The organism is Luteimonas soli, assembly GCF_042648865.1.
In the GTDB taxonomy this organism is placed as follows: domain Bacteria; phylum Pseudomonadota; class Gammaproteobacteria; order Xanthomonadales; family Xanthomonadaceae; genus Luteimonas; species Luteimonas soli.
On sequence record NZ_JBHRYA010000009.1, the window covers coordinates 205050 to 227803 of the forward strand.

22 protein-coding genes are annotated in these 22754 nt (G+C 70.7%); 16 read left to right on the plus strand and 6 right to left on the minus strand.

Going from position 1 to position 22754, the window contains the following annotated elements; translation table 11 throughout:
• Positions 1-7 precede the first annotated feature (7 nt).
• The 3 genes from ACFONC_RS13780 to ACFONC_RS13790 are packed head-to-tail and all read right to left on the minus strand — an operon-like array spanning position 8 to position 3944.
• Positions 8-2002 (minus strand): transglutaminase TgpA family protein, encoded by a 1995-nt coding sequence (locus ACFONC_RS13780; RefSeq protein ID WP_386744988.1) that lies wholly within the window; start codon positions 2000-2002, stop codon positions 8-10.
• Positions 1986-2966: a DUF58 domain-containing protein gene (locus ACFONC_RS13785; RefSeq protein ID WP_386745170.1), complete on the minus strand. Its 981-nt coding sequence runs from the start codon at positions 2964-2966 to the stop codon at positions 1986-1988. Before ACFONC_RS13785 ends, ACFONC_RS13780 begins: the two co-directional genes overlap by 17 nt.
• A 24-nt stretch (positions 2967-2990) precedes the next feature.
• The gene (locus ACFONC_RS13790; RefSeq protein WP_386744989.1) at positions 2991-3944 is read right to left on the minus strand and encodes an AAA family ATPase; all 954 of its coding nucleotides are present in this window, start codon (positions 3942-3944) and stop codon (positions 2991-2993) included.
• 49 nt (positions 3945-3993) lie between these two features.
• Here ACFONC_RS13790 and ACFONC_RS13795 point away from each other — a divergent pair, with 49 nt between their 5' ends.
• Positions 3994-5826, plus strand: a complete 1833-nt coding sequence (locus ACFONC_RS13795; RefSeq protein ID WP_386745171.1) for an ArnT family glycosyltransferase — start codon at positions 3994-3996, stop codon at positions 5824-5826.
• Positions 5827-6293: 467 nt separating this feature from the next.
• On the opposite strand, the gene ACFONC_RS13800 is transcribed toward ACFONC_RS13795, so the two are convergent.
• A complete protein-coding gene (locus ACFONC_RS13800; protein ID WP_386744991.1) occupies positions 6294-6866 on the minus strand; it encodes a Maf family protein in 573 nt (190 codons plus the stop codon).
• Positions 6866-7228, minus strand: coding sequence for a hypothetical protein (locus ACFONC_RS13805; protein WP_386744993.1), 363 nt, complete (start codon positions 7226-7228; stop codon positions 6866-6868). The genes ACFONC_RS13800 and ACFONC_RS13805 overlap by 1 nt, the downstream gene beginning before the upstream one ends.
• 138 nt (positions 7229-7366) lie before the next feature.
• Between ACFONC_RS13805 and ACFONC_RS13810 the strand changes: the two genes are divergently transcribed.
• From ACFONC_RS13810 to ACFONC_RS13870, 13 genes are all read left to right on the plus strand, one after another.
• A complete protein-coding gene (locus ACFONC_RS13810; protein ID WP_386744994.1) occupies positions 7367-7885 on the plus strand; it encodes a YceD family protein in 519 nt (172 codons plus the stop codon).
• A 95-nt stretch (positions 7886-7980) separates the two neighbouring features.
• Positions 7981-8175, plus strand: a complete 195-nt coding sequence (gene rpmF / locus ACFONC_RS13815) for a 50S ribosomal protein L32 (RefSeq protein ID WP_386744996.1) — start codon at positions 7981-7983, stop codon at positions 8173-8175.
• 122 nt (positions 8176-8297) lie between these two features.
• Positions 8298-9293 carry a beta-ketoacyl-ACP synthase III gene (locus ACFONC_RS13820; protein ID WP_386744998.1) on the plus strand — a complete coding sequence of 332 codons (996 nt, stop codon included), beginning with the start codon at positions 8298-8300 and terminating at the stop codon, positions 9291-9293.
• 199 nt (positions 9294-9492) lie between these two features.
• Complete coding sequence (gene fabD / locus ACFONC_RS13825) at positions 9493-10440, plus strand: ACP S-malonyltransferase (RefSeq protein ID WP_386745000.1); 948 nt, start codon at positions 9493-9495, stop codon at positions 10438-10440.
• 61 nt (positions 10441-10501) lie between these two features.
• Positions 10502-11245, plus strand: coding sequence for a 3-oxoacyl-ACP reductase FabG (fabG, locus tag ACFONC_RS13830; RefSeq protein ID WP_386745002.1), 744 nt, complete (start codon positions 10502-10504; stop codon positions 11243-11245).
• Between the two features lie 179 nt (positions 11246-11424).
• Positions 11425-11664 carry an acyl carrier protein gene (gene acpP, locus ACFONC_RS13835; RefSeq protein WP_027081355.1) on the plus strand — a complete coding sequence of 80 codons (240 nt, stop codon included), beginning with the start codon at positions 11425-11427 and terminating at the stop codon, positions 11662-11664.
• A gap of 174 nt (positions 11665-11838) precedes the next feature.
• Complete coding sequence (gene fabF, locus ACFONC_RS13840) at positions 11839-13074, plus strand: beta-ketoacyl-ACP synthase II (RefSeq protein ID WP_386745003.1); 1236 nt, start codon at positions 11839-11841, stop codon at positions 13072-13074.
• 364 nt (positions 13075-13438) lie between these two features.
• The gene (locus tag ACFONC_RS13845) at positions 13439-14788 is read left to right on the plus strand and encodes an aminodeoxychorismate synthase component I (protein ID WP_386745005.1); all 1350 of its coding nucleotides are present in this window, start codon (positions 13439-13441) and stop codon (positions 14786-14788) included.
• Between the two features lie 126 nt (positions 14789-14914).
• Positions 14915-15970 carry an endolytic transglycosylase MltG gene (mltG, locus tag ACFONC_RS13850; protein WP_386745007.1) on the plus strand — a complete coding sequence of 352 codons (1056 nt, stop codon included), beginning with the start codon at positions 14915-14917 and terminating at the stop codon, positions 15968-15970.
• The gene (gene tmk / locus ACFONC_RS13855) at positions 15967-16623 is read left to right on the plus strand and encodes a dTMP kinase (RefSeq protein WP_386745009.1); all 657 of its coding nucleotides are present in this window, start codon (positions 15967-15969) and stop codon (positions 16621-16623) included. Before mltG ends, tmk begins: the two co-directional genes overlap by 4 nt.
• Positions 16623-17687, plus strand: a complete 1065-nt coding sequence (locus ACFONC_RS13860; protein WP_386745011.1) for a DNA polymerase III subunit delta' — start codon at positions 16623-16625, stop codon at positions 17685-17687. Before tmk ends, ACFONC_RS13860 begins: the two co-directional genes overlap by 1 nt.
• A complete protein-coding gene (locus ACFONC_RS13865; RefSeq protein ID WP_386745013.1) occupies positions 17684-18043 on the plus strand; it encodes a PilZ domain-containing protein in 360 nt (119 codons plus the stop codon). The genes ACFONC_RS13860 and ACFONC_RS13865 overlap by 4 nt, the downstream gene beginning before the upstream one ends.
• A 57-nt stretch (positions 18044-18100) precedes the next feature.
• Complete coding sequence (locus ACFONC_RS13870) at positions 18101-18781, plus strand: 2OG-Fe(II) oxygenase (RefSeq protein ID WP_386745014.1); 681 nt, start codon at positions 18101-18103, stop codon at positions 18779-18781.
• Positions 18782-18873: 92 nt separating this feature from the next.
• On the opposite strand, the gene ACFONC_RS13875 is transcribed toward ACFONC_RS13870, so the two are convergent.
• Complete coding sequence (locus tag ACFONC_RS13875) at positions 18874-20928, minus strand: 3-hydroxyacyl-CoA dehydrogenase NAD-binding domain-containing protein (RefSeq protein WP_386745016.1); 2055 nt, start codon at positions 20926-20928, stop codon at positions 18874-18876.
• A gap of 218 nt (positions 20929-21146) precedes the next feature.
• Between ACFONC_RS13875 and rpoE the strand changes: the two genes are divergently transcribed.
• Together rpoE and ACFONC_RS13885 are read left to right on the plus strand one after the other, a co-directional pair.
• A complete protein-coding gene (rpoE, locus tag ACFONC_RS13880; RefSeq protein ID WP_386745018.1) occupies positions 21147-21773 on the plus strand; it encodes an RNA polymerase sigma factor RpoE in 627 nt (208 codons plus the stop codon).
• 29 nt (positions 21774-21802) lie between these two features.
• Positions 21803-22753: an RseA family anti-sigma factor gene (locus ACFONC_RS13885; RefSeq protein WP_386745019.1), complete on the plus strand. Its 951-nt coding sequence runs from the start codon at positions 21803-21805 to the stop codon at positions 22751-22753.
• The last annotated feature ends 1 nt before the right edge of the window (position 22754 follow it).

Genomic DNA, 22754 nt, shown 5'->3' on the forward strand with positions numbered 1-22754 from the left:
GCGTGCGTCAGGGACGATGTTTGCGCAATGCCCGGACCAGTTCATCCAGTTCGCGCCGCCCCTGTGTACGCCCGGCACCGTGAGCGTAACGCCAATCGGCGAAACGCGCGCTGAGCGGCGCCAGTTCGGTCGCGCCGGGGCGGGCTGCGGCCACGCGCGCCGCCCAGTCGCCGGCCGGCTCGTGCGGCGCGCGGCCCAGGCCGAGCCGGGCGTAGCGGGCGTCGAGTCGGTGCCAGGCGCGCAGCAGGCGGTCGCGCTCGCGCTCGGCGCGGGTGGTGAGCCACAGCATCCAGCCGATCGCCAGCACGGCGACGATGCCGAACAGGACGATCAGCGTGCGCTGGCCGAGGCGTTCGACGCCCAGCGGCTGCAGCAGCCGCTGCTGGCGCTGCGCGTCGAAGCCGAGCACGAAGTCGTTCCAGCCGCGGCGCATCCAGTCGCCGATGTCGAGTACCGGGGCGAGGCCGCCGCCGAAGTTGCCGGTGGCGCGGTCGGCGAGCGTGTCGTAGATGCGTTCGGGCGCGACCGCGGCCGTCGGGTCGACGCGTACCCAGCCGCGGCCTTCCAGCCACACTTCCGCCCAGGCGTGAGCGTCGGAGCGGCGCACCAACCAGTAGTCGCCGTAGCTATTGTGGCGGCCGCCGGCATAGCCGGTCACCACGCGCGCGGGGATGCCGGCCGCGCGCATCAGCACCACGTAGGCCGAGCTGAAGTGTTCGCAGAAGCCGGCCTGCTGGTCGAACAGGAACTCATCGACCGAATGGCGTCCCGGCAGCGGCGTGCTCAGGGTGTAGACGAAATCGCTGCGGATCCAGGCCAGCGCGCGTTCGACGATGGCCGCGTCGTTGTCGCCGGCCTCGCGTCGCCACTGCCGTGCCAGCGCAAGCGTGCGCGGGTTGTAGCCCTCCGGCAGGCGCAGCGCACGCTCGCGCAGGAACGGACGCAGCTGCGCCTCGTATGCCACCGGCGCGGCGGACTGCATGCGCCAGCGTGTCAGCGCGTTGAGCGTGCGCGGCGTGCGCAGGCTGTAGGCGTGGCTGACGCGGGTGCCGTCCGGCACGGTGGTTGGAAGGTCCAGCGCGACCATCTGCCGGTCCTCGGTGGGTTCGAGCACCATTTCGTAGTCCCAGGCTTGCGCCGCGTGCGTGACCGGCGCCGGCGGCAACGCCTGCAGCCATCGCGACCGGGTCCAGGTGCGACCGTCGAACTCGGTCAGCACCGGCCCGCGCCAGTACATCTGCGAAGGCGCCGGGGCGGGGCCGAAGAACGTTGCCCGCAGCGCCGGGCTTTCGTCGTTCATCAGGTCGAGCCAACCGCCGGGCGACATGCTGTCCGACAACCCCGGACGCGCGAGCGCGCGTTCGGGCACGCCCCACAGGGGCGTGGCGATGCGCGGGAACAACCAGAACGCGGCCAGCGCCAGCGGCAAGCCGATCGCGACCAGCCGCCACACGCCCAGCAGGCTGCGCCACGGCGGCATTGCCCGCGCGGCATCGCCCGACTCCAGGTCCGCCAGTCGCAGCAGCGCAGCCAGCGCCAGCGTCGCGCCGACCAGCGCGAGCACCAGCGACAGCGGGCCCTGGTCGAGCAGGAAGGTGGAGAACGGCGCGAACAGCGCGAAGCCGAGCAGGCTGCGCGCGTCGCGCACGCTGGCCAGTTCGACCGGCTTGATCGCCAGCATCGCCGCGAGCAGCGCGCAGGCGGTGTCGCGGCCCAGATGGAAGTGCGAACTGGCCATCACGTAGCCCACCAGCGCCGCGGCCAGCAGCAGGCGCAGCCAGGACGGCAGGCGGTGGCGGCGGGTCGCCGCTGCGACCACGACTCCCAGCGCCGCGATCACGACCCCCATGACGGGGGGCAGCTGAAGCAGCAGCGGCAGCAGGCAGGCGCCCGCGGCGACGAGCGCCCACAGGCGGGTTTGCGGGTCGAGGGCGGTCGACGTCGAAGCCTTCGCCTTCGCTTTCGCCGCGACCGGCGGTGCCATGTCAGCGCGAGTCGACATCGCCACCTCCCGCTTCAGGCAGCAGCGCCAGCGCGCGCAGGCAGGCGTGGCGATGGTCGGCGCCGCGCGCAGGGCCCAGCGCGGGCTCGCCGGGCAGCTGCAGCCGCCAGCGGCGACCCTCGCGCTCGGCCTCGTCGACCCAGCGCGCCAGGCGCCGGATGCGGTCTTCCCATGCCAGCGCGTGCAGGTCGTGCCAGTCGAGCACGATGTCGGCGCCCAGCGGTTGTTCGTACTCGCGCACCAGCAGCGCGCCGTGGCGGGCCGAGGGTTTCCACGCGATCGCGCGCCGTGCGTCGCCGCGGCGGTAGGCACGCAGGTGGTGGACGTCGTCGCCGGCCGGATGCAGCCGCGCCTGCGCGTTGTCGCCGCTGCCTTCGGGCAACGGCGGGCCGTGCGCTTCGGGTGCCGGGTAGACGAGCAGCGGCGTCCGCGGCCACAGCCAGGCCCAGGCGCGGGCCAGGCCGAGCGGGCGGGTGGTGGAGATGCGTAGGCGGCCGGGATGGAGCCAGCCGCGGCGCCGGGTCGGGATTTCCAGTGTCGTCGCGCCGGCACCGCCGTCGAGCGACAGCACCGCGACGCTGCCCAGGCATTCCACGCGCAGGCCGCGCCGCGAGCGCCCGGCCTGCGCGCGCGCATGCACGCCAAGCTGCAGAGGCTTGCCGGCCGCGACCGGTTCCGCGTCGATGGCGATGACCTGCAGCCCGCTCAGTTGCAGGTGCGCGGCGAACAGGCTGGTGTTGGCCGCGCCCGCCAGCAGTAGCGCCAGCAGCAGCGCGGGGTTGTTGTTGTAGTTGAGCGCGCCGGCCAGCATCGCCAGCAGCAGGAGCAGGAAGAACCAGCCGAAGGCGGTCGGCAGGATGTAGACGCGGCGGCGGTCGAGCGCGACCGGCAGCGGTTCGGGATGCCGTGGCCGCGCCAGCGATTCGATGCGGCGGCGCCATCCCGGTTTCGACGCCGCGCCCATGGCCATTACGCGTGCACGTCCGGCCTAGTCGACCCGGACGCCGTGCACGATCGCTTTCGCCAGCGCGTACCCGTCGCCGGCATCGGCATCGACCACCAGGCGGTGCGCAGCGACCGCGGGGAACAGCGCCTGCACGTCCTCGGGCAGCACGTGCGCGCGCCCGAGCAACAGCGCGTAGGCACGCGCCGCGCGCAACAGTGCGATGCCTGCACGCGGCGACAGGCCCACGCGCACGCCCGGCTGGTGGCGGCTGCGCGCGAGCAACGCCTGCACGTAGCCGACCAGGGCGTCGCTGGCGTGGACTTCGGCCGCCGCCCCGCGCAGCGCGAGCACGTCGTCGGCGCCGAGCACCGGAAGCGTCTGCGCGATCAGCCCGCGGCGGTCGCTGCCGGCGAGCAGGGCGCGTTCGGCGTCCTCGTCCGGGTAGCCGAGGGTGAGCCGCAGCAGGAAACGGTCGAGCTGCGAGTCGGGCAGGGGATAGGTGCCGGCCAGGTCGACCGGGTTCTGCGTGGCGATCACGAAGAACGGATCCGGCAGCACGTGGGTGGTGCCGTCGACGGTGACCTGGTGCTCGGCCATCGCCTCGAGCAGCGCGCTCTGCGTGCGCGGCGGCGCGCGGTTGATCTCGTCGGCCAGCAGCACGTGCGCGAACACCGGCCCGGGATGGAACTCGAAGCGCTGCGCCTGTGCGTCGAACACCGACACGCCGACGATGTCCGAAGGCAGCAGGTCGGAGGTGAACTGCACGCGCTGGAAGCCCAGCCCGAGGGTGGCGGCCATCGCGTGCGCGAGCGTGGTCTTGCCAAGGCCGGGCAGGTCCTCGATCAGCAGGTGGCCGTCCGAAAGCAGGGCGACGAAGGCGAGCCGTACTTCATCGGGCTTGCCGAGCACCAGCGTGTTGACCTGTGCCTGCGCGCGCTTCACCGCGTCGCGAAGGTCGTCGGTTAGCATGTGCCGCTGCGCGGGGATGGCGGTCATGCGCGGTCTCTGTGCGGGAACGAACCGAGTGTAGCGAGGTCGCGTGGAAATGCGGAACCGGATCGACATGCGCGTGGTCTTCATTGCGCTTTGGGCAGGGATTTCGCTGCTCAAGGTGGCGATGGCGTCGCGCCTGCCGCTGTTCGTCGACGAGGCCTTCTACTGGCAGGAAAGCCGGCACCTGTCGTGGGCGTATTCGGACCTGCCCGGACTCACCGCGTGGCTGATCCGGCTTGGCGATTTCATGTTCGGCGAGGGCAGGCTCGCGCTGCGCGCGCCGTTCCTGCTGATCGCGGCGGCGCTGCCGTGGCTGGTGGTGCGGATCACCGCGCGCGAGTTCGACCTGCGCCACGCCTGGCTGGCCGGCATTGCAGCCCTGCTGTTGCCGCTGGCCGGCTCGCTCGGCCTGCTGGCGCTGCCCGACGTGCCGATGGCGCTGGCGACGTTGCTTTGCATCGACGCAGGCGCGCGCCTGCTGCGCAACGTCGACGAAGGCGCCGCGCTGACGCTGGGCATCGGCCTGGCGATCGGCGCGCTCAGCCATTACCGCTTCATCGCGGTGATCGGCGTGGGCTTCGTGGTGCTGCTGTCGCTGCCTGCCGGGCGCCGCGCGCTGCTCGACCCGCGGGTGTGGATCGCGATCGCATTCGGCGCCGCGGCGTGGACGCCGCTGATGGCCTGGAACATGGAGAACGCCGAGGCCGGCCTGCGCTTCCAGCTGGTCGACCGTCACCCATGGGCCTTCCACGCCGACGGCCTGCTGTTCATCGCCATCCAGGGCCTGCTGGTGACGCCGCTGCTGTTTGTTGCGCTGATGTCGGCCGCGGCCAGGCGTGGCTGGGCGACGGACAGCCAACGCTACCTCGCCTGGCTTGGCGGGCTGGTCGTGCTGGGCTTTTTCGTGCTCGGCTTCTTCGCCGATACGCAGCGCGTGAGCTTCCACTGGCCGTTGCCCGGCTATCTCGCGTTGCTGCCGCTGTTGCCGGTAGTCCTCGCGGGGTGGGCGCCGTGGCTGCGGCGCGCCACGTGGGCGGTCGCGGCGTGCGGCCTGGTCGTGGTGCTGGGCTACTACGCCGCGGTATCGATGCCTTCGCTGCGCGCGCAGTCGGCGGCGCTGAAGTGGTATCCGTCGAACTTCGCCGGCTGGGACGTGCTCGCCGGCGAGGTGCGTGGACGACTGGCGCGGATGCCGGACGACACGCAGCTCGTCGCCGGCAACTTCAAGATCGGCGCCGAACTTGGTTTCGCGCTGGGCGAGGCGGACATCCCGGTGCTCGACCATCCGCTCAATCGCGCCCACGGCCGGGCGCCGCAGCTGCAGCTGTGGGGGCTGCACCGCGGCCAGCGCTTCGAGCGCCCGACGCTGCTGGTCGTCGGCGCCAGCGACGTGGAGTACAAGCACCTGCTGCAGCGCTACCACGCGCTGTGCGACCGGCTCGGGCCGCTGCCGGAACCGCAGGTGCTCAACATCGACCATGGCGCGCAGCGCTACGTGCTGTTCGAGTTCGACGGCAAGCCGGCGCCCGCCGATTCGCCGTGCGCGATGCCGGCGATGGCCTGGCTGGACGCGCCGGTGTCCGGCGCGCGGGTCGGGCGGAGCTTCGAGGTGGCCGGATGGGCGTTCAAGGACGGCGTCGGCCTGTCGGGCGTCGAGGTGCTGCTGGACGGCAAGCCGGTGGCGAAGGCCGAATACGGGCTGTCGAGCCCGGGCACGGCGGTGTACTGGAAAATCTCAACCGACCCGCAGCATCCGAAGGTCGGTTTCCGCGCGCGTGTCGACGCCGGTGAGGTTGCGCCGGGCAGGCACTGGCTGGGCCTGCGCCTGCACGGCCGCGACGGCAGCGTCGAGGAGTGGAGCGAGCAGCCGGTTGATATCGAGTAGGGCGGGTCTTGACCCGCCTGCTGTTCGGGCGATGTCAAATCAAGGGCTTTAGATCAAGAGCTTTCGCGCCGTGACGGCGCGAGCCACCTTTCTTTGCTTGTGCAAAGAAACCTGGCGCAAAGAAAGCACACCCCGCCTTCGCGCCCGACGCTTCGCGTCGGGTCCGCGGAGCCGGCGGGATTTTTCGAAGGGGCATCCTGCCCCTGCGAAAAACGCCGCACATCCCTGTGCGGCGCCCTTCGGGTTTTGCCCGCCGCCTCCGCCGCTTCGGAGGGGCCCCGGAGTCCAAGGTCAAAGGCAACAGCCAAAGCCTCCACTCCCACAACCCCTGTAGGAGCGGCGGAAGCCGCGAGCCTTTTGCGCGAGATCGGGTTCATCAAAGAGCTCGCGGCTTCCGCCGCTCCTGCAGAACGAACCCGACCCCGGGCATGGGCATTGGCCTGGCCTGTCCAGTCCGTCGGTTCGCCCTACGGCAGCGCGAAACCCGCCTCGCGCAGCAGGCCGGCCGTGGCGATCAGGGGCAGGCCGATCAGGGCGGTCGGGTCTTGCGACTCGATCGCCTCGAACAGCGCGATGCCGAGGCCTTCGGCCTTGAAGCTGCCGGCGCAGTCGAACGGCTGCTCGGCATCGACGTAGCGGGCGATCTCGTCACCCGCCAGCGTCCTGAAGCGCACCGTGGTCGTGTCCAGCGCGGTGAACCGCCGTCCCTCCGGCCCCACGACCGCGACCGCCGTGCGGAAGGCGACCGCGCGGCCGGACATCGACGCCAGCTGGGCGATGGCGCGCTCGCGCCCGCCGGGCTTGCCCAACGGGGCGCCGTCGAGTTCGGCGGCCTGGTCGGAGCCAATCACCCAGGCGTCCGGCTGCCGTTCGGCCACGGCCATGGCCTTGGCCAGCGCCAGGCGGGCGACCAGCGCTGCAGGGGTTTCGCCGGCGTGCGGGGTTTCGTCCACTTCCGGGCGCTGCACGTCGAAGGGCAGGAGCAGGCGCGCGAGCAGTTCGCGGCGGTAGGCCGAGGTCGAGGCCAGGACCAGGCGCATCAGGGCTGCGGAGCGCGGGCCCGTTCGACCTCGACCAGCTGCTGGTCGATGCGCCGGCGGGCGTCCTCGATCGAATCGCGGACCGAGCGCAGCTGCTCCAGCGACGCATCGTCGCCGTGCTGCTGCAGCCACAGGCGCTGGCGCAGCATCTCCTGCATGGCCTCGCGCACGGGGTTGTCGCTGCTGCCTGCGATGGCCTCGATTTCGGCCCGGGCGTCGCGCAGGCGTGCCTCCAGGCCGTCGGCGGCGTCGAGCAGCTGGGTGAGCGCGCGCTGGCGTTCGCCACCCCGGCGGCGGCGCAGTAGCAGGACCAGGACGAGGGCCGCGACGACGGCGGCCAGCAGCACGAGGATCGGAGTCAAGAAGGCGGGAGTCCGGCGGGCGAGGCCTCAGTCTGCCCCGGGGTGGTCGCGGCGGGCAAATTCCCTGCCTGCGCGGGGACTTGGAGCCGATGCGGCCGTTTGACACCAGGGGGCGCGATCCTTAACATTCCCCGGCTTATGTCCACAGATGTACCCGAGATCCTGGACGCTTGGCGCATGGTCGCGGCCCGGCGCGGTTTCACGGGGCGCCTGCCGTTGTCGTCGATGCCGCGCCTGCGCGACGCATTGGTCGACGCCGAGGGCGAAGTGGCGTTCGCGCTCCAGTTCGATCGCGACTCGCTGCAGGTACCTTACGTGGAACTGCGGATCGATGCCGCGCTGCCGCTGCAATGCCAGCGTACGCTGCAGCGTTTCGAGTTCCCGGTGGGGATCGTGCAGCGGCTGGGCCTGATCGCCGCCGGTGGCGACGACGAGGTCGAGGAGGCCGCGCTGCCGGAGGGCTACGAGGCGCTGCAGCTTCCCGCCGACGGGATGCTGCGGCCGGCGGAGCTGGTCGAGGACGAGCTGATCCTGGCCATTCCGGTGGTGCCGGTGAAGCCGGGCTCCGAAGCGGTCGAGCGCGACTGGCCGGTGCAGGCGGACGAAGAAATGCGTGCCAACCCCTTCGCGGCATTGAAGGGCCTGAAAAAACACTAGCGGCAACCGAAACAGAAGTATCCGCAACATCCTTCCACCCGCCAGGCGGCACGCGCTGCCCGGCCCGAGCAACAAATCCGTTCTGGAGCAATCCCATGGCTGTGCAGAAGTCCCGCGTTTCCCCCTCCCGCCGTGGCCAGCGTCGTGCCCACGACTCGCTGACCGCCAAGCAGCTGTCCACCGACCCGACCTCGGGCGAGACCCACCTGCGCCACCACGTCACCGCCGACGGCTATTACCGCGGCAAGCAGGTGATCGTGCCGAAGGCGCAGGTCGTCGAGGAAGACTGATCCTCGCCCGCCCCGCCGACAGCGGCGGGGCGCGGTCGAGCTTTGCAGCATCGCCCCGTACCGGTCCCGGCGTGCTGTTCGTCCGGCGCGTGCCGGCAGGGTCCAGTGAGGGCAGCACCGAAATGAGCGAGCAAGCCTCGAACCAGCGCATTTATTCGCGGATTGCCGGCACCGGCAGCTACCTGCCGGAAAAGGTGCTCACCAACGACGACCTGGCGAAGATCGTCGACACCAGCGACGAGTGGATCACCTCGCGCACCGGCATCCGCCAGCGCCACGTCGCGGCAGAGGGCGAAACCACCGGCGACCTCGCCTACCACGCCGCCGTGCGTGCGATGGAGGCGGCCGGCGTCGAGGCTTCCGAGATCGACCTGATCGTGCTCGGCACGACCACGCCGGACATCGTCTTCCCGTCCACCGCCTGCCTGCTGCAGCACCGGCTCGGTGCCAACGGCTGCCCGGCGTTCGACGTCAACGCCGCGTGCTCGGGTTTCGTGTATGCGCTGTCGGTGGCCGACAAGTTCATCCGCACCGGCAGCGCGAAGACGGTGCTGGTGGTCGGTGCGGAAACGCTCACCCGCATGGTCGACTGGAGCGAGCGCACCACCTGCGTGTTGTTCGGCGACGGCGCCGGTGCGGTGGTGCTCAAGGCCGACACCGAAACCGGCATCCTCAGCACCCACCTGCACGCCGACGGCGGCAAGAAGGAACTGCTGTGGAACCCGGTCGGCGTTTCGACCGGTTTCAAGGAAAACGAGAAGAACGCAGGCGTGCGCATCCGCATGGCCGGCAGCGAAGTCTTCAAATATGCGGTCAAGGCGCTCGACGCGATCGTCGACGAGACGCTGGAAGCCAACAGCCTGGACCGCCACGACCTCGACTGGCTCATCCCGCACCAGGCCAACCTGCGCATCATCGAAGCCACGGCCAGGCGCCTGGACATGCCGATGGAGCGCGTCATCGTCACCGTCGACAAGCATGGCAACACGTCGTCGGGCTCGGTGCCGCTGGCGCTGGACGAGGCGATCCGCTCGGGGAAGGTCGAGCGTGGCCAGTTGCTGTTGCTCGAGGCCTTCGGTGGCGGCTTCACCTGGGGCTCGGCGCTGCTGCGGTACTGAGGGGCCGGGATTCGGGATTCGGGGTTGGGGATTCGCAAAAGCGGGTTTCCGGCATGATCAGGGCCGCGAGCGATCGCGGCCCTGTTGCTTTTCCCAATCCCGAATCCCGAATCCCGGCTCCTCGTCAATACGCCCGGGTACAGACATCGGCGCCGGTTCGCCCGTATCATCGCGGCTCGTTTTTTCGCAGGGCTCGTGCGTGACCGCTTCCACGCTTGCATTCGTGTTTCCCGGGCAGGGCTCGCAGTCGCTGGCGATGCTGGCCGAACTTTCGGAACTGCATCCGCTGGTGCGCGAAACCTTCGCCGAGGCCTCCGACGGCGCAGGCGTCGACCTGTGGGCGCTGTCGCAGGGCGGCCCAGAGGAACAGCTCAACCGCACCGAATACACGCAGCCGGCGCTGCTGGCCGCCGGCGTTGCCGTGTGGCGCGCGTGGCGGCAGCAGGGCGGCGCGATGCCGGCCACGCTCGCCGGTCACAGCCTCGGTGAATACACCGCGCTTGTCGCCGCCGGCGCAATCACGCTGCGCGACGCGGCGCACCTGGTACGCATCCGCGGCCAGCTGATGCAGGACGCCGCGCCCGCGGGCACCGGTGCGATGGCCGCCGTGATCGGCGCCGACGACGACCTCGTGCGCAGCACCTGCGCCGAGGCATCCGGCGACGAAGTGGTGGTGCCCGCCAATTTCAACTCGCCCGGCCAGGTGGTCATCGGCGGCCACGCGGCCGCGGTCGACCGCGCGCTTGCGCTGCTGGCGGAGAAGGGCGTGCGCAAGACGGTGAAACTGGCCGTCAGCGTGCCCTCGCATACGCCGCTGATGCGCGAAGCCGCCAATCGCCTGGGCGAGACCATGAATGGCCTGTCCTGGCGCGAGCCGGAATTGCCGGTGGTGCAGAACGTCGATGCCGAGGTGCACGACGGGCTGCAGTCGATCCGCGATGCGCTGGTGCGGCAGCTTTACCTGCCGGTGCAGTGGACGGGCGTCGTCCAGGCGCTGGCGTCGGCGGGCATCACGCGCCTGGGCGAATGCGGCCCGGGCAAGGTGCTCACTGGGCTGGCGCGCCGCATCGACAAGTCGCTCGACGCACGCGCGCTCGGCACGCCGGGTGAATTCGACGCCGCGCTGGCGGAGTGGAAGGACGGCTGAGCCGCCGCCGCCGCCGCGGTCCGGGCACGGACCGACAACCATCGCTTCCGGGAAGATCAGAATGACCAAGACATTGCAGGGCGAAATCGCGCTCGTCACCGGCGCCAGCCGCGGTATCGGCGCGGCCATCGCCGACGAACTCGCCGCGCAGGGCGCGACCGTCATCGGCACCGCGACCAGTGACGCGGGCGCGAACGCGATCGGCGAGCGCCTTGCCGCGTCCGGCGGCCACGGACGCAAGCTCGACGTCAACGAATCCGGCGCGATCGAGGCGCTGGTCGATGCCGTCGGCAAGGAGATCGGCGCGATCTCGATCCTCGTCAACAACGCCGGCATCACCCGTGACAACCTGCTGATGCGGATGAAGGACGAGGACTGGCAGGCGATCCTCGACACCAACCTCACCAGCGTCTACCGCAGCTGCAAGGCGGTGATGCGCGGCATGATGAAGGCGCGCCGCGGCCGCATCGTCAACATCGCATCGGTGATCGGCGTCACCGGCAACGCCGGCCAGGCCAACTACGCAGCGGCCAAGGCCGGCATCATCGCCTTCAGCAAGTCGCTGGCGAAGGAAATCGGTTCGCGCAGGGTCACCGTCAACGTGGTCGCGCCAGGCTTCATCGCCACCGACATGACCCGCGACCTGCCGGAAGCGTCGAAAGACGCCCTCGTGCAGCAGATCGCGCTCGGCCGCCTCGGCGAGCCGTCGGACATCGCGCAGGCAGTAGCCTTCCTCGCCGGCCCGGCGGCGTCGTACATCACCGGCGAAACCCTGCATGTCAACGGCGGGATGTACATGCCGTGACGGCCGCGGCCGGTCGCAAGGCCGGCTTCCCGACGGGATTCCAGCAAGAATTCCAGCAAGAGTTCCCGCAAGAACCGGGCGCAAGCCCTTGAACGAAAAGGGGCTGCGCGGGCAGTGTCCATGACCCGGCTTTCCCTTACACTATCCTTTGTAACAGCCTCCACCGGAGCCAACAGCCAATGAGCAGCATCGAAGAACGCGTCAAGAAAATCGTCGTCGAACAACTGGGCGTCAAGGAAGAAGAGGTCAGCAACAGCGCTTCCTTCGTCGACGACCTCGGTGCCGACTCGCTCGACACCGTCGAACTGGTGATGGCGCTCGAAGAAGAATTCGAGTGCGAGATCCCCGACGAGGAAGCCGAGAAGATCACTTCGGTGCAGCAGGCGATCGACTACATCAAGGCCCACGTCAAGGCCTGACGTCCCTCGGACATCCCCGGCGCCTGCGCCGGGCCCGAACGGCGGCATGGGGCACTCGCTTCCTGCCGCCGTATCGTGCAAGCCGGGGCCGCGATCGCGGCCTCGGGCGTTTCTGGCGCGCATCCGCCGCGACGCGGCCCGCGCATCGCAATCGAATCCGCAACGGAGTCCGCAATGTCCAAGCGTCGCGTCGTCATCACGGGTCTCGGCATCCTGTCGCCGGTCGGCAACGGCCTGGCGGCGAGTTGGGACGGCATCGTCAACGGCCGCTCCGGGATCGGCCCGATCACGCATTTCGACGCATCGGCATTCGCCACGCGCATCTCGGGCGAGGTGAAGGGCTTCGACCCCACGCAGTGGATCGCGCCGAAGGACGTCAAGAAGATGGATCCCTTCGTGCACTACGGCGTGGCCGCCTCGATGATGGCGATCCAGGACGCCGGCCTCGACATCGCCGCCGACCCGGAAAACATCGGCGTGGCGATCGGCGCCGGCATCGGCGGCCTGAAGGGCATCGAGGAGACCACGATCAAGTACAACGAGGGTGGCCCGCGCAAGGTGTCGCCGTTCTATGTGCCCAGCACGATCATCAACATGATCGCCGGCCAGGTCTCGATCATGACCGGCGCCAAGGGCCCGAACATCGCCGCGGTCACCGCCTGCACCACGGCGACGCACAACATCGGCCTGGCGATGCGCATGATCCAGTACGGCGAGGCCGATGCGATGATCGCCGGCGGCGCCGAGTACGCGACTACCCCGACCTCGGTCGGCGGCTTCTGCGCGATGAAGGCGCTGTCGACCCGCAACGATGATCCGGAGCGCGCTTCGCGGCCGTGGGACGAAGGTCGCGACGGCTTCGTCATGGGCGATGGCGCCGGCATCCTGGTGATCGAGGAATACGAACGCGCGAAGGCGCGCGGCGCGCGCATCTACGCCGAGCTTGCCGGCTTCGGCATGAGCGGCGATGCGTTCCACATGACCGCGCCCAGCGAGAACGGCGAGGGCGGCGCGCGCTGCATGCGCAAGGCGATCAGCGACGCCGGCATCGATCCTTCGGAGATCGGCTACATCAACGCCCACGGCACCTCGACCCCGGCCGGCGACCTCGCCGAGACCATGGGCATCAAGAGCGTGCTCGGCGACCACGCCTACAAGACGATGGTCAGCTCGACCAAGTCGATGACCGGCCACCTGCTTGGCGCGGCCGGCGGCGTGGAGGCGGTGTTCTCGGCGATGGCGCTGCACACCGGCGTGATCCCGCCGACGATCAACCTCGACAACCCGTCCGAAGGCTGCGACCTGGACTACGTGCCGCACACCGCGCGCGAGAAACAGGTGGACGTGGCGATGTCGAACTCGTTCGGCTTCGGTGGGACCAACGGTTCGCTGGTGTTCCGGCGGGTCTGACGCGGACGGCCGCGGACACGAGGCTTCCGTCTGGATGGAGGCTCCAGCGCCGTCGGACGCAAGGCGGTGGCACGCCATGCCGGCAGGCTTTCGGCTGCCATCGCCGCGATCTTTCCGCCGCCACCCTTATGACCAGCCGTCATCGCCGCGATCGTTCAGTGGTCATCGCCGCGACTTTTCAGCCGTCATCCCCGCGTAGGCGGGGATCCATGGACGTTGACCCGTGCCGCCGATGTCCACAGGCAACGTGCCATGGCGCGCTTGGTCGAAACCACTGGATCCCCGCCTGCGCGGGGATGATGATCCAAAGCGCCGCGCGACTCCCTGATTCCGCCGGACGCGTCCGCAAGCCAAGCTTCCGCTGATGCTCGTCACCCGTACTCTGGCCCCGGACACCGACCTGCTGGCCCTGCACCGGCAGTCGCCGGCACGCTACCCGCTGCTGCTCGAGTCGGCCGCCCACGGCACCGCGCAGGGACGCTGGGACATGCTGCTCGCCGCTAATGGCGAATCGCTGGCCCTGTACGCCGATGGCGTCGTGCGCGATGCCGCCGGCGCGGAGTTCGAGGGCGATTTCCTGTCCGCACTCGACGCGCAATGGCGCGGCCTGCGCCTGCCGCGCGAGGAGCCGCGCTGGCCGTTCCGCGGTGGCTGGGCGCTGTTCCTCGCCTACGAGCTGGCCGCGCAGGTCGAACCGGTGCTGACGCTGCCCGCCGCGCCGGGTGCATTGCCCGTCGCGCTGGCGCTGCGCTGCCCGGCCGCGGTGCTGCGCGACCACGCCACCGGCGAGTGCGTGCTGGTGGCGGAGGAGGACAGCGGTGCGATGCTCGATCGCATTGTCGGCGACATCGCCGCCTCGCGCGCGCTGCCCGCGCTACCGGCATGGCAGCCGCCGCGCGAATCCATCGAGGATGCCCCGACAACGTTCACGGACGGCGTTTCCCGCATCCTCGACTACCTCGCCGCCGGCGACGTGTTCCAGGCCAACCTGTCGCGCGGCTGGCGCGCCGGTTTCGACGCTTCGCTCGATCCGGCGCGCCTGCACCTGCGCCTGCGCGAAGCCAACCCCGCGCCGTTCTCGGGCCTGTTCGCCGGCGACGGCTGGGCGGTGGTCAGCGCGTCGCCCGAGCGCCTGGTCTCGGTGCGCGGCGACGTGGTGGAAACGCGGCCCATCGCCGGCACGCGCCCGCGTTTCGACGGCGACGACGACGGCGCCCGCATCCGCGAACTGGTCGGCAACCCCAAGGAGCGTGCCGAGCACGTGATGCTGGTCGACCTGGAGCGCAACGACCTGGGCCGCGTGTGCGTGGCCGGCAGCGTCGAGGTCGACGAGCTGATGGCCGTGGAGAGCTACGCCCACGTGCACCATATCGTCAGCAACGTGCGCGGCCGGCTGCGCGCCGACGCCACGCCCGGCGGCCTGATCCGCGCGGTGTTTCCCGGCGGCACCATCACCGGCTGCCCCAAGGTGCGCTGCATGCAGGTCATCGCCGAACTGGAAGGCGTCGGCCGCGGCGCCTACACCGGTGCGATGGGCTGGCTGAACCGCGACGGCGACCTCGACCTGAACATCCTGATCCGCAGCGCGGAGGTCGAGGGTGCGCAGCTGCGCTTCCGCACCGGCGCAGGCATCGTCGCCGACTCCGAGCCGGAACGTGAACTGGACGAAACCCGCGCCAAGGCGCGCGGGATGCTCGGGGCGCTGGGCCTGTAGGAGCGCACCTGGGCGCGACAGGCGTTACCGGGAAAGCCATCGCGCCCAGGTGCGCTCCTACGAAGCCACCGGTGACGGTATCCTGACCCGCATGCACCTGATCACCACCACCACGGGCCCGGCGCCATGAGCGCACCCGGCAAGCGCAGGCACGGCCTGCGCGCCTTCTTCGTGCTGACCGCGCTGCTGGCCGGCGCGTTCGCCTACTGGGCTTACGACCGCTACACTGGCTTCGTCGACACGCCCATTGCCGGGCTGGAGGCGGGCGACACGATCGTGGTCGAACGCGGCGATTCGTTCGCCCGCGTGCTGCAGCGCCTGCGCGAGGACGGCGTGCGCGAAGGGCACGATCTCGAATGGCAGCTGCTGGCGCGCCAGCTCAAGGCCGCCGGCAGGATCCAGGTCGGCGAATATCCGCTCGATCCCGGCACCACGCCGCGCGACCTGCTGGTGCGCATGCGCGACGGCAAGGTGCTGTCGTACCGGTTCACCATCGTCGAAGGCTGGAACGTGCGCCAGCTGCGCGCCGCGCTGGCGACGGCCAAGCCGCTTCGGCAGGAAACCGCCGAACTCGACGATGCCGCGCTGATGAAGGCGCTGGGGCACCCCGGCCAGCACCCGGAGGGGCGCTTCCTGCCGGAGACCTACGCCTACACCCGCGGCGACAGCGACCTCGACCTGCTCGGGCGCGCGCACGCCGCCCTCGAAAATGCGCTCGACGCGGCGTGGCAGTCGCGCGATGCGGACCTGCCGCTGGCGTCGAAGGACGAGGCGCTGGTGCTCGCGTCGATCGTCGAGAAGGAAACCGGCATCGCCGACGAACGGCCGCAGATCGCCGGCGTGTTCCTGCGCCGGCTCGAAATGGGCATGCGCCTGCAGACCGACCCCACGGTGATCTACGGCATGGGCAGCGCGTACGCGGGCAACCTGCGCAAGACCGACCTGCTCACCGACACGCCGTACAACACCTACACCCGCGACGGCCTGCCGCCGACGCCGATCGCGATGGTCGGCGCGCATGCGCTGCAGGCGGTCACGCATCCGGCCGACGGCGACGCGCTGTTCTTCGTGGCGATCGGCGACGGCAGCGGCAAGCATGTATTCTCGAAGACGCTTTCCGAGCACCAGGCGGCGGTGCGCGAGTACATCCGCCGCTACCGCGCGCAGCACGGACCGAAATGACGGCGCTGCAATCCCATCCGCGCTTCGTCTCGCTCGAGGGCGGCGAGGGCGCCGGCAAGACCACGGTGCTGCACGCGCTGCGCGTGGCGCTGCAGGAGGCGGGCGCGGAAGTCGTCAACACCCGTGAGCCTGGCGGCACGCCGCTGGCGGAGATGATCCGCGGCCTGCTGCTGGACCCTTCGCACGAACCGCCGGCGGCCGAGACCGAGCTGCTGCTGATGTTCGCTGCGCGCGCCCAGCACGTGCGCGAGACGATCCTGCCGGCGCTCGAACGCGGCGCCTGGGTGATCAGCGACCGCTTCACCGATTCGAGCTACGCCTACCAGGGCGGCGGGCGCGGGCTGGACGCCGGTTTCATCGCTGAACTCGAACGCCGCGTGGTCGGCCTGCAGCCCGGCCTGACCCTGCTGCTGGACGTGGACGTCGCGCGCGGCCGCGAGCGCACCCGCGGCCGCGACCTGGCAGCCGGGGCGAACGGCCCGGACCGGATCGAGCGCGAGCGCGACGAATTCTTCGAACGCGTGCGCGCTGCCTATCGCGCGCGCGCCGCCGCCGAGCCGCGGCGCTTCCGGGTGATCGACGCCTCGCAGCCCGCGCAGGCCGTCGCCGACGAAGCGGTGGCGCAGCTGCGCGCATGGCGGGAGTCGGCCTGATGGACGCACCCACGGGCCTGGCCGCCTTCGCGCCGTGGCAGCGCCGCGCCTACGAACGGGCGCGCGCGGCGATGGACAACGGCCGGCTCGGCCACGCGCTGCTGCTGTGCGGCCCGGAACGGCTCGGCAAGCGCGCGGTGGCGGAGGCGCTGGCGCAGTACGCGCTGTGCACGGACAAGGGTGCGGGTGGCGCGCCATGCGGCGGTTGCCGCAGCTGCCGCCTGTTCGGCGCGCGCGCGCAGCGTGATCCGGTGGAGGTCCGGCCGGACGGGTCGCTGGCGCACCCGGATGGCCACAGTTCGCATCCTGACCTGCTGCTGGTCGGCTACGAATGGAAGCTGCGGCCGTCGCCGGCCAAGCCGCGCACCGAGATCGTGATCGACCAGATGCGCGAACTGTCGGCGCGGCTCGGGCTTTCGTCGGAGTCGGAGTCGGGAACGCGGGTCGCCATCGTCGAGCCCGCGGATGCGGTCAACTACCACGCCTGGAACGCCATCCTCAAGACGCTGGAGGAGCCCCAGCCCGGGCGCTACCTGTGGCTGGTCGTGTCCAACCCGGCGCGCCTGCCGGCCACCATCCGCAGCCGCTGCCAGCGGCTCGAAGTCCCCCTGCCGCCCCGCGACGAGGCGCGGGCCTGGCTGCAGGCGCAGGGACACGCGCCGAAGGTCGCGGACGAGGCACTGGAGGCCGCGCGCGGCCATCCCGGCCTTGCCGATGCGTGGCTGCAAGACGGCGGCATCGCGCTGCGGCGCGAAGTGGCCGCAGACCTGGTGAAACTGGGGCGCGGTGAACTCGGTGCGGTCGAGACCGCGCAGCGCTGGACCAGCGGCGGCGACGCGGCGATGCGCCTGCGCCACGCCGCCGACCTTGTCCTGGCCGAGGCCGAAGCCGCCGGCTTGACCGAACCGGCGCGAATCCGGAAGCTGGCCGCCTGGTTCGACGCGGCCAACCGCACCCGCGAGCTGCTGCAGACCACGGTTCGCGCGGACCTCGCGGTCGCCGAGCTGCTGCTGGCCTGGCGCGGAGACGGCGGCGCGATCACGCAAGCAAGGGGCAGGGCATGAGCACGACAGCAGGCGGCGCACGGCAGGGCATCCTGTCGCTGGCGGTGAAGGACAAGGCGCAGCTCTACGCGGCCTACATGCCGTACCTGAAGCACGGCGGCATCTTCGTGCCCACGCCCAGGCGCTACTTCCTCGGCGACGAGGTCTTCGTGCTGCTGACCCTGCCCGAGTCCAGCGAGCGCCTGCCGGTGGCCGGCAAGGTGGTCTGGGTCACGCCTACCGGCGCACAGGGCAACCGCACTGCGGGCGTGGGCGTGCAGTTCGCCGACACGCCGGAGGGCGACACGGTCAAGGGCCGCATCGAAACCCTGCTCGCCGGCGCGCTCGGTGCGGACAAGCCGACCAACACGATGTGATCCGCGCCGGTAGCGCGCTGCCGGAAGGCGGAAGCCGCGACCGGGACGGCCAATGCAATGATCAGCAACGAACTCGACATCGAACCCTGGCGGACGCAACTGTCGCAACGCGGCCGCGTGCAGATCCGCGATTTCCTCCAGGACTCGGCGGCAGATCGCATCCGCGAATGCCTCGAACACGACGTGCCGTGGGAGGTGTCGCAGCGTGCCGACCTGGCGCTGGAAGGCCCGCTTCCCGCGCCGGGCGAGGACGGCGCACTGCTGCGCGCGGCGTATGCGCGGGCGCGCGAAGGCTTCGAGTTCGTGTTCGACCGCTATCGCATGGTCGAGGCGCTGCGCGACGGTCGCGACCCCGGCCTGCTCCTGCACGTGGTGCTCGAGTTCCTCAACAGCCCGCAGTTCATCGCCTTCACCCACGAGCTCACCGGTGACCGCGGCATCCGCATGGTCAGCGCGATGGCCGCGCGCTATCGCCAGGGCCACTTCCTCAACGCGCACAACGACAGCGCGAAGGACGAGGACCGCGCGTTCGCCTACGTCATCAATCTCGGCCGCGGCTGGCAGCCGGACTGGGGCGGGCAGCTGCAGTTCCTCGAAGGCGGCGCCGACATCGAGACTTTCGTCCCGTACTGGAACTCGCTGAGCCTGTTCCGCGTGCCGCAGATGCACCAGGTCACGCTGGTCAGCCCCTGGGCGCGCGACGACCGTTACAGCATCGCTGGCTGGTTCAGGCGCTGAGGATGGGCTGTTGTGGGAGCGGCTTCAGCCACGAGCTTCCCGATTGGAAAGGAAGAACTCGCGGCTGAAGCCGCTCCCACAGGAACCGGGGCTCAGCCGCGCAGCGCCGGCGAATCCCAACCCTGTCGCGGCGCGAAGCGCTCGCCGTATTTCGCCTGCAGCGCCTGCAGCCGCTCCAGCACCGCGTCGGCGCCGGTTTCGCGGATGTACTGGATCGGGCCGCCACGGAACGGGGCGAAGCCGGTGCCGAAGATCACGCCCGCGTCGAGCAGGTCGGCATCCTCGACCACGCCGTCGTGCAGCGCGGCCACCGCCTCGTTGAGCAGCGGCAGGACCAGCCGGTCTTCGAGGTCTTCGGGCGCCTTGTAGTCCTTCGGCACCTCGGGCTTCTTCGGCTTGCCCTCGGCCCAGGCGTACAGCCCCTGGCCGTCCTTCTTGCCGCGCTTGCCCGGTTCCGGTGGCGTCGCGAGCGCGGGCGGGATCTCCAGGCCCAGGAAGGGCGCCAGCTCCTGGCCGACGCCGGAGGCGACATCCAGCCCGACCGTGTCGATCAGTTCGATCGGCCCCATCGGCATGCCGAACTTCACCGCCGCCTTGTCGATCACCGCGCCCGGAACGCCTTCCGAATACGCGGTCGCCGCTTCCAGCATGTACGGGAACAGCAGCCGGTTGACGAGGAAGCCCGGCGTGCCGGCCACCGGCACCGGCAGCTTGCCGATCGCCTTGCAGAACGCTGCCAGGCGCTGTCCGGTCTCCGGCGCCATCGTGTCGTGGTGGATGATTTCCACCAGCGGCATCAGTGCGACGGGGTTGAAATAGTGCAGGCCGGCGAACTGCGCCGGGCGCTGGATATGCCCGCGCAGTTCGGCCAGCGGGATCGACGAGGTGTTGGTGGTGAGCAGCGCGTCGGCCTTCAGCCGCGGTTCGACCGCGGCGTACAGCTCGCGCTTGGCCTCGGCCTGCTCGATGATCGCCTCGATGACGAGATCGGCGTCCGGGATGCCGTCGCCGGCGAGGTCGGACTTCAGCAGCGCGGCGACTTCCGGCCGCTTCGCCTCGTCCTTGACCTTCTTCGCGAACAACTCGCCCGCGCGCACCTGCGCGCCGTCGATGAAGCGCTGCTCGCGGTCCTGCAGGGTGACCTCGAAGCCCTTGTACGCGGCCCAGGCGGCGATGTCGCCGCCCATGACGCCGGCGCCGACGACGTGCACGTGCTTGATGCCGGAGTCCTTGCCGCCCAGGCCCTTGAGCCGTTCCTGCAGGAAGAACACGCGGGTCAGGTTGCGCGCGGTCGGCGTGCCGGCCAGCTTGACCACCGACTTGCGCTCGGCCGCCAGCAGCGCCTGCGTGCCGCCACTGCTGCGGCGCCAGGTCTCGACCAGCGCGTACGGCGCCGGGTAGTGCGCTTTCGGCGCCTTGCGCGCGACCTGCTTGACCATCTGCGGCGCCAGCAGTTGCCGCGCCGGCCAGGTGTTGGTGATCCACGCCAGGAAACGCTGCTTGAACGGCCGCGTCGTGCCCTTCTGTGCCAGCGCGACCGCGGCGTCGAGCAGGTTCGCCGGATCGACGACCCTGTTGACCAGCCCGATCGCCTTCGCCGCCGACGCCGACAGCGTGCGTCCGGTCAGCATCATGTCGAACGCCGCCGGCGCGCCGACCAGCCGTGGCAGGCGCACGCTGCCGCCCCAGCCGGGGTAGATGCCCAGCTTCACCTCGGGCAGCCCGATGCGGGTGGACGGGTCGTTCGAGGCCACGCGGTAGTCGCAGGCCAGCGAGATTTCGGTGCCGCCGCCCATGCAGAAACCGTGGATCGCCGACACCGTCGGGCAGCGCAACTCGGCCAGTCGCTGGAACGCCTGCTGGCCGCGGCGGATCGAGTCGCCGATGGTGCCCTTCGCGTCGAATTCAGCGAACTCGCGGATGTCGGCACCGGCGATGAAGCCCTTGGCCTTGCCGGAGCGCAGCACGAGCCCTTTCGGCGGGTCCAGCGAGAGGCGTTCGATCAGCGCCTCCAGCTCGATCAGCACGTCCTGGGCGAAGGTGTTGACCGACTCGCCGGCGCGGTCGAACGTGAGCACGACGATGCCGTCCTCGCGCTGCTCGGCTTGCCAGTGGCTGAAGCGCAGTCCGTCGAGCCCTGCAATCATGGGAATGGTCCGTTAACGTGCCTGGGGGCCCGTTATCATCCAGATGATGTTCGATCGGCGTCAAATCGGCGCTTGAAACGCCCCTCCCGGGCCGGCATGGCTTGTGGCAGGCGCGCCCCGGCCCCAGATGAAACACGATGCCGCCGCGGAACTTTCCTTCGCAAGCCCATGTCATAACGCCCAGCCGCGCCGCCGGGCCCCCAGGGAGTACCGGCCCGATGGCCGAAGTCGTGGACACACAACAGGGACAGGACCTGGACCAGGAACTGGTCCGCCGCGTGCAGCGCGGCGACAGCGCCGCGTTCGACCTGCTGGTGCGCAAGTACCAGCATCGGATCGCAGCCCTGATCGGGCGCTACATCTCCGACTGGAGCGAGTGCCAGGACGTGGCCCAGGACACCTTCATCCGCGCCTACCGCGCGATCGGGAACTTCCGCGGTGACGCCCAGTTCTATACCTGGTTGCACCGCATCGCCGTGAACACCGCCAAGAACCACCTCGTCGCGCACAAGCGCCGACCGCCCACCGAGGACATCGACGTCAGCGACGCCGAGCAGTTCGATTCGGGCGTGCGCCTGCGCGACACCGACACGCCCGACCGCGAGCTGGCGCGCCAGCAGATGGAGCAGACCGTGATGCGCGCGGTCGACGCGTTGCCCGAGGAACTGCGCACCGCGATCACCCTGCGCGAGGTCGAGGGCCTGAGCTACGAGGAGATCGCGCAGCGCATGGATTGCCCGATCGGCACGGTACGCTCGCGGATCTTCCGCGCCCGCGAGGCGATCGATGTGGAACTCCGGCCGCTGATGGGGGTCGAAACCGGGCCTGAGCGTGCAGCCAGGTGACATCGCGTGACGACACACAAGCCAACGACATGACCCAGCCACAGACCGACAAACTCGACGACCACCACCGCCAGCAGCTCTCGGCGATGCTCGATGGCGAGCTGCTGCCCGACCAGGCGAAGTTCATGCTGCGCCGGCTCGAGCACGACGGCGAACTGGCCGCGTGCTGGGAGCGCTGGCAGGTCTGCGGCGAGGTCATGCGCGGCCGCCAGGGCGCACTGTTGCCGGCGGATTTCTCGCGCCGCGTCGCCGACGCCATCGTCGGCCAGCGCGACGTTGCACCGGCCGCCGGTGCCGCCACGGCCCCGAAACACCCGCGCTGGGCGCGCTGGGGCGGCGGTGCCGCGCTGGCCGCGTCGGTGGCAATGGCTGCGCTGTTCGTCGGCCGCCAGGCGCCAGCGCCCGGGCCCGAGACGACTGCGCCGGCCCAGGTCGTCGCCAGCACGGCGGCCCCCGGCGCCGATGCGCCGGCCATGCCTTCGCCCGAGCCTGTAATGCCTGCCGCGCCCACGCAGGCGCCGGACGTCGCCTCCACGCTGGCGACGGCGGTCGCCGCGGCCGAAGTGCCGCGCCGCGCAGCCCAGCGCCGTGCGTCGCGCGGCCAGCAGCAGCGGGCGGCGTCCCGCGTCCGCCGTGACTCCCAGGCGCCCGTGGCGGTGGCCGTCGCCGCCGGCGGCGCGTCCACTGCGTCGTCGCCGCTGGCCACGGACGCATTGCCGGCACCGGTCGCGCTGGCCGAGGCCGATTCGCCGGCCTCCAGTACGGTGTCCGAACTGTTCACCACCCAGCCGATGCAGCCGCGCCCGTGGCCGCGGGCGATCCTGCCGGGCTTGCCGGCCCGGGACGCTTTCACGGTCGGCTACGGCGGCATGGCGCAGGAGCATCCGCAGGAGCGGCATCCGTTCCACCCGTTCGAGCCGCGCGTGGAGCTGCCACCGGCGCAGGCCGAACCGCAGCCCACCGCCAGCGGGCCGCGCTGAC

What these genes read in the sequence shown, in the direction of transcription:
- rpoE (WP_386745018.1), top strand. Translation starts at nt 21,147, where the DNA reads ATGGCCGAAGTCGTGGACACACAACAGGGACAGGACCTGGACCAGGAA.
- fabG (WP_386745002.1), top strand. Translation starts at nt 10,502, where the DNA reads ATGACCAAGACATTGCAGGGCGAAATCGCGCTCGTCACCGGCGCCAGC.
- ACFONC_RS13795 (WP_386745171.1), top strand. Translation starts at nt 3,994, where the DNA reads ATGCGGAACCGGATCGACATGCGCGTGGTCTTCATTGCGCTTTGGGCA.
- ACFONC_RS13870 (WP_386745014.1), top strand. Translation starts at nt 18,101, where the DNA reads ATGATCAGCAACGAACTCGACATCGAACCCTGGCGGACGCAACTGTCG.
- ACFONC_RS13885 (WP_386745019.1), top strand. Translation starts at nt 21,803, where the DNA reads ATGACCCAGCCACAGACCGACAAACTCGACGACCACCACCGCCAGCAG.
- rpmF (WP_386744996.1), top strand. Translation starts at nt 7,981, where the DNA reads ATGGCTGTGCAGAAGTCCCGCGTTTCCCCCTCCCGCCGTGGCCAGCGT.
- ACFONC_RS13800 (WP_386744991.1), bottom strand. Translation starts at nt 6,866, where the DNA reads ATGCGCCTGGTCCTGGCCTCGACCTCGGCCTACCGCCGCGAACTGCTC.
- fabF (WP_386745003.1), top strand. Translation starts at nt 11,839, where the DNA reads ATGTCCAAGCGTCGCGTCGTCATCACGGGTCTCGGCATCCTGTCGCCG.
- ACFONC_RS13860 (WP_386745011.1), top strand. Translation starts at nt 16,623, where the DNA reads ATGGACGCACCCACGGGCCTGGCCGCCTTCGCGCCGTGGCAGCGCCGC.
- ACFONC_RS13845 (WP_386745005.1), top strand. Translation starts at nt 13,439, where the DNA reads ATGCTCGTCACCCGTACTCTGGCCCCGGACACCGACCTGCTGGCCCTG.
- ACFONC_RS13865 (WP_386745013.1), top strand. Translation starts at nt 17,684, where the DNA reads ATGAGCACGACAGCAGGCGGCGCACGGCAGGGCATCCTGTCGCTGGCG.
- mltG (WP_386745007.1), top strand. Translation starts at nt 14,915, where the DNA reads ATGAGCGCACCCGGCAAGCGCAGGCACGGCCTGCGCGCCTTCTTCGTG.
- ACFONC_RS13785 (WP_386745170.1), bottom strand. Translation starts at nt 2,966, where the DNA reads ATGGGCGCGGCGTCGAAACCGGGATGGCGCCGCCGCATCGAATCGCTG.
- tmk (WP_386745009.1), top strand. Translation starts at nt 15,967, where the DNA reads ATGACGGCGCTGCAATCCCATCCGCGCTTCGTCTCGCTCGAGGGCGGC.
- ACFONC_RS13875 (WP_386745016.1), bottom strand. Translation starts at nt 20,928, where the DNA reads ATGATTGCAGGGCTCGACGGACTGCGCTTCAGCCACTGGCAAGCCGAG.
- ACFONC_RS13810 (WP_386744994.1), top strand. Translation starts at nt 7,367, where the DNA reads ATGTCCACAGATGTACCCGAGATCCTGGACGCTTGGCGCATGGTCGCG.
- ACFONC_RS13820 (WP_386744998.1), top strand. Translation starts at nt 8,298, where the DNA reads ATGAGCGAGCAAGCCTCGAACCAGCGCATTTATTCGCGGATTGCCGGC.
- ACFONC_RS13780 (WP_386744988.1), bottom strand. Translation starts at nt 2,002, where the DNA reads ATGTCGACTCGCGCTGACATGGCACCGCCGGTCGCGGCGAAAGCGAAG.
- ACFONC_RS13790 (WP_386744989.1), bottom strand. Translation starts at nt 3,944, where the DNA reads ATGACCGCCATCCCCGCGCAGCGGCACATGCTAACCGACGACCTTCGC.
- acpP (WP_027081355.1), top strand. Translation starts at nt 11,425, where the DNA reads ATGAGCAGCATCGAAGAACGCGTCAAGAAAATCGTCGTCGAACAACTG.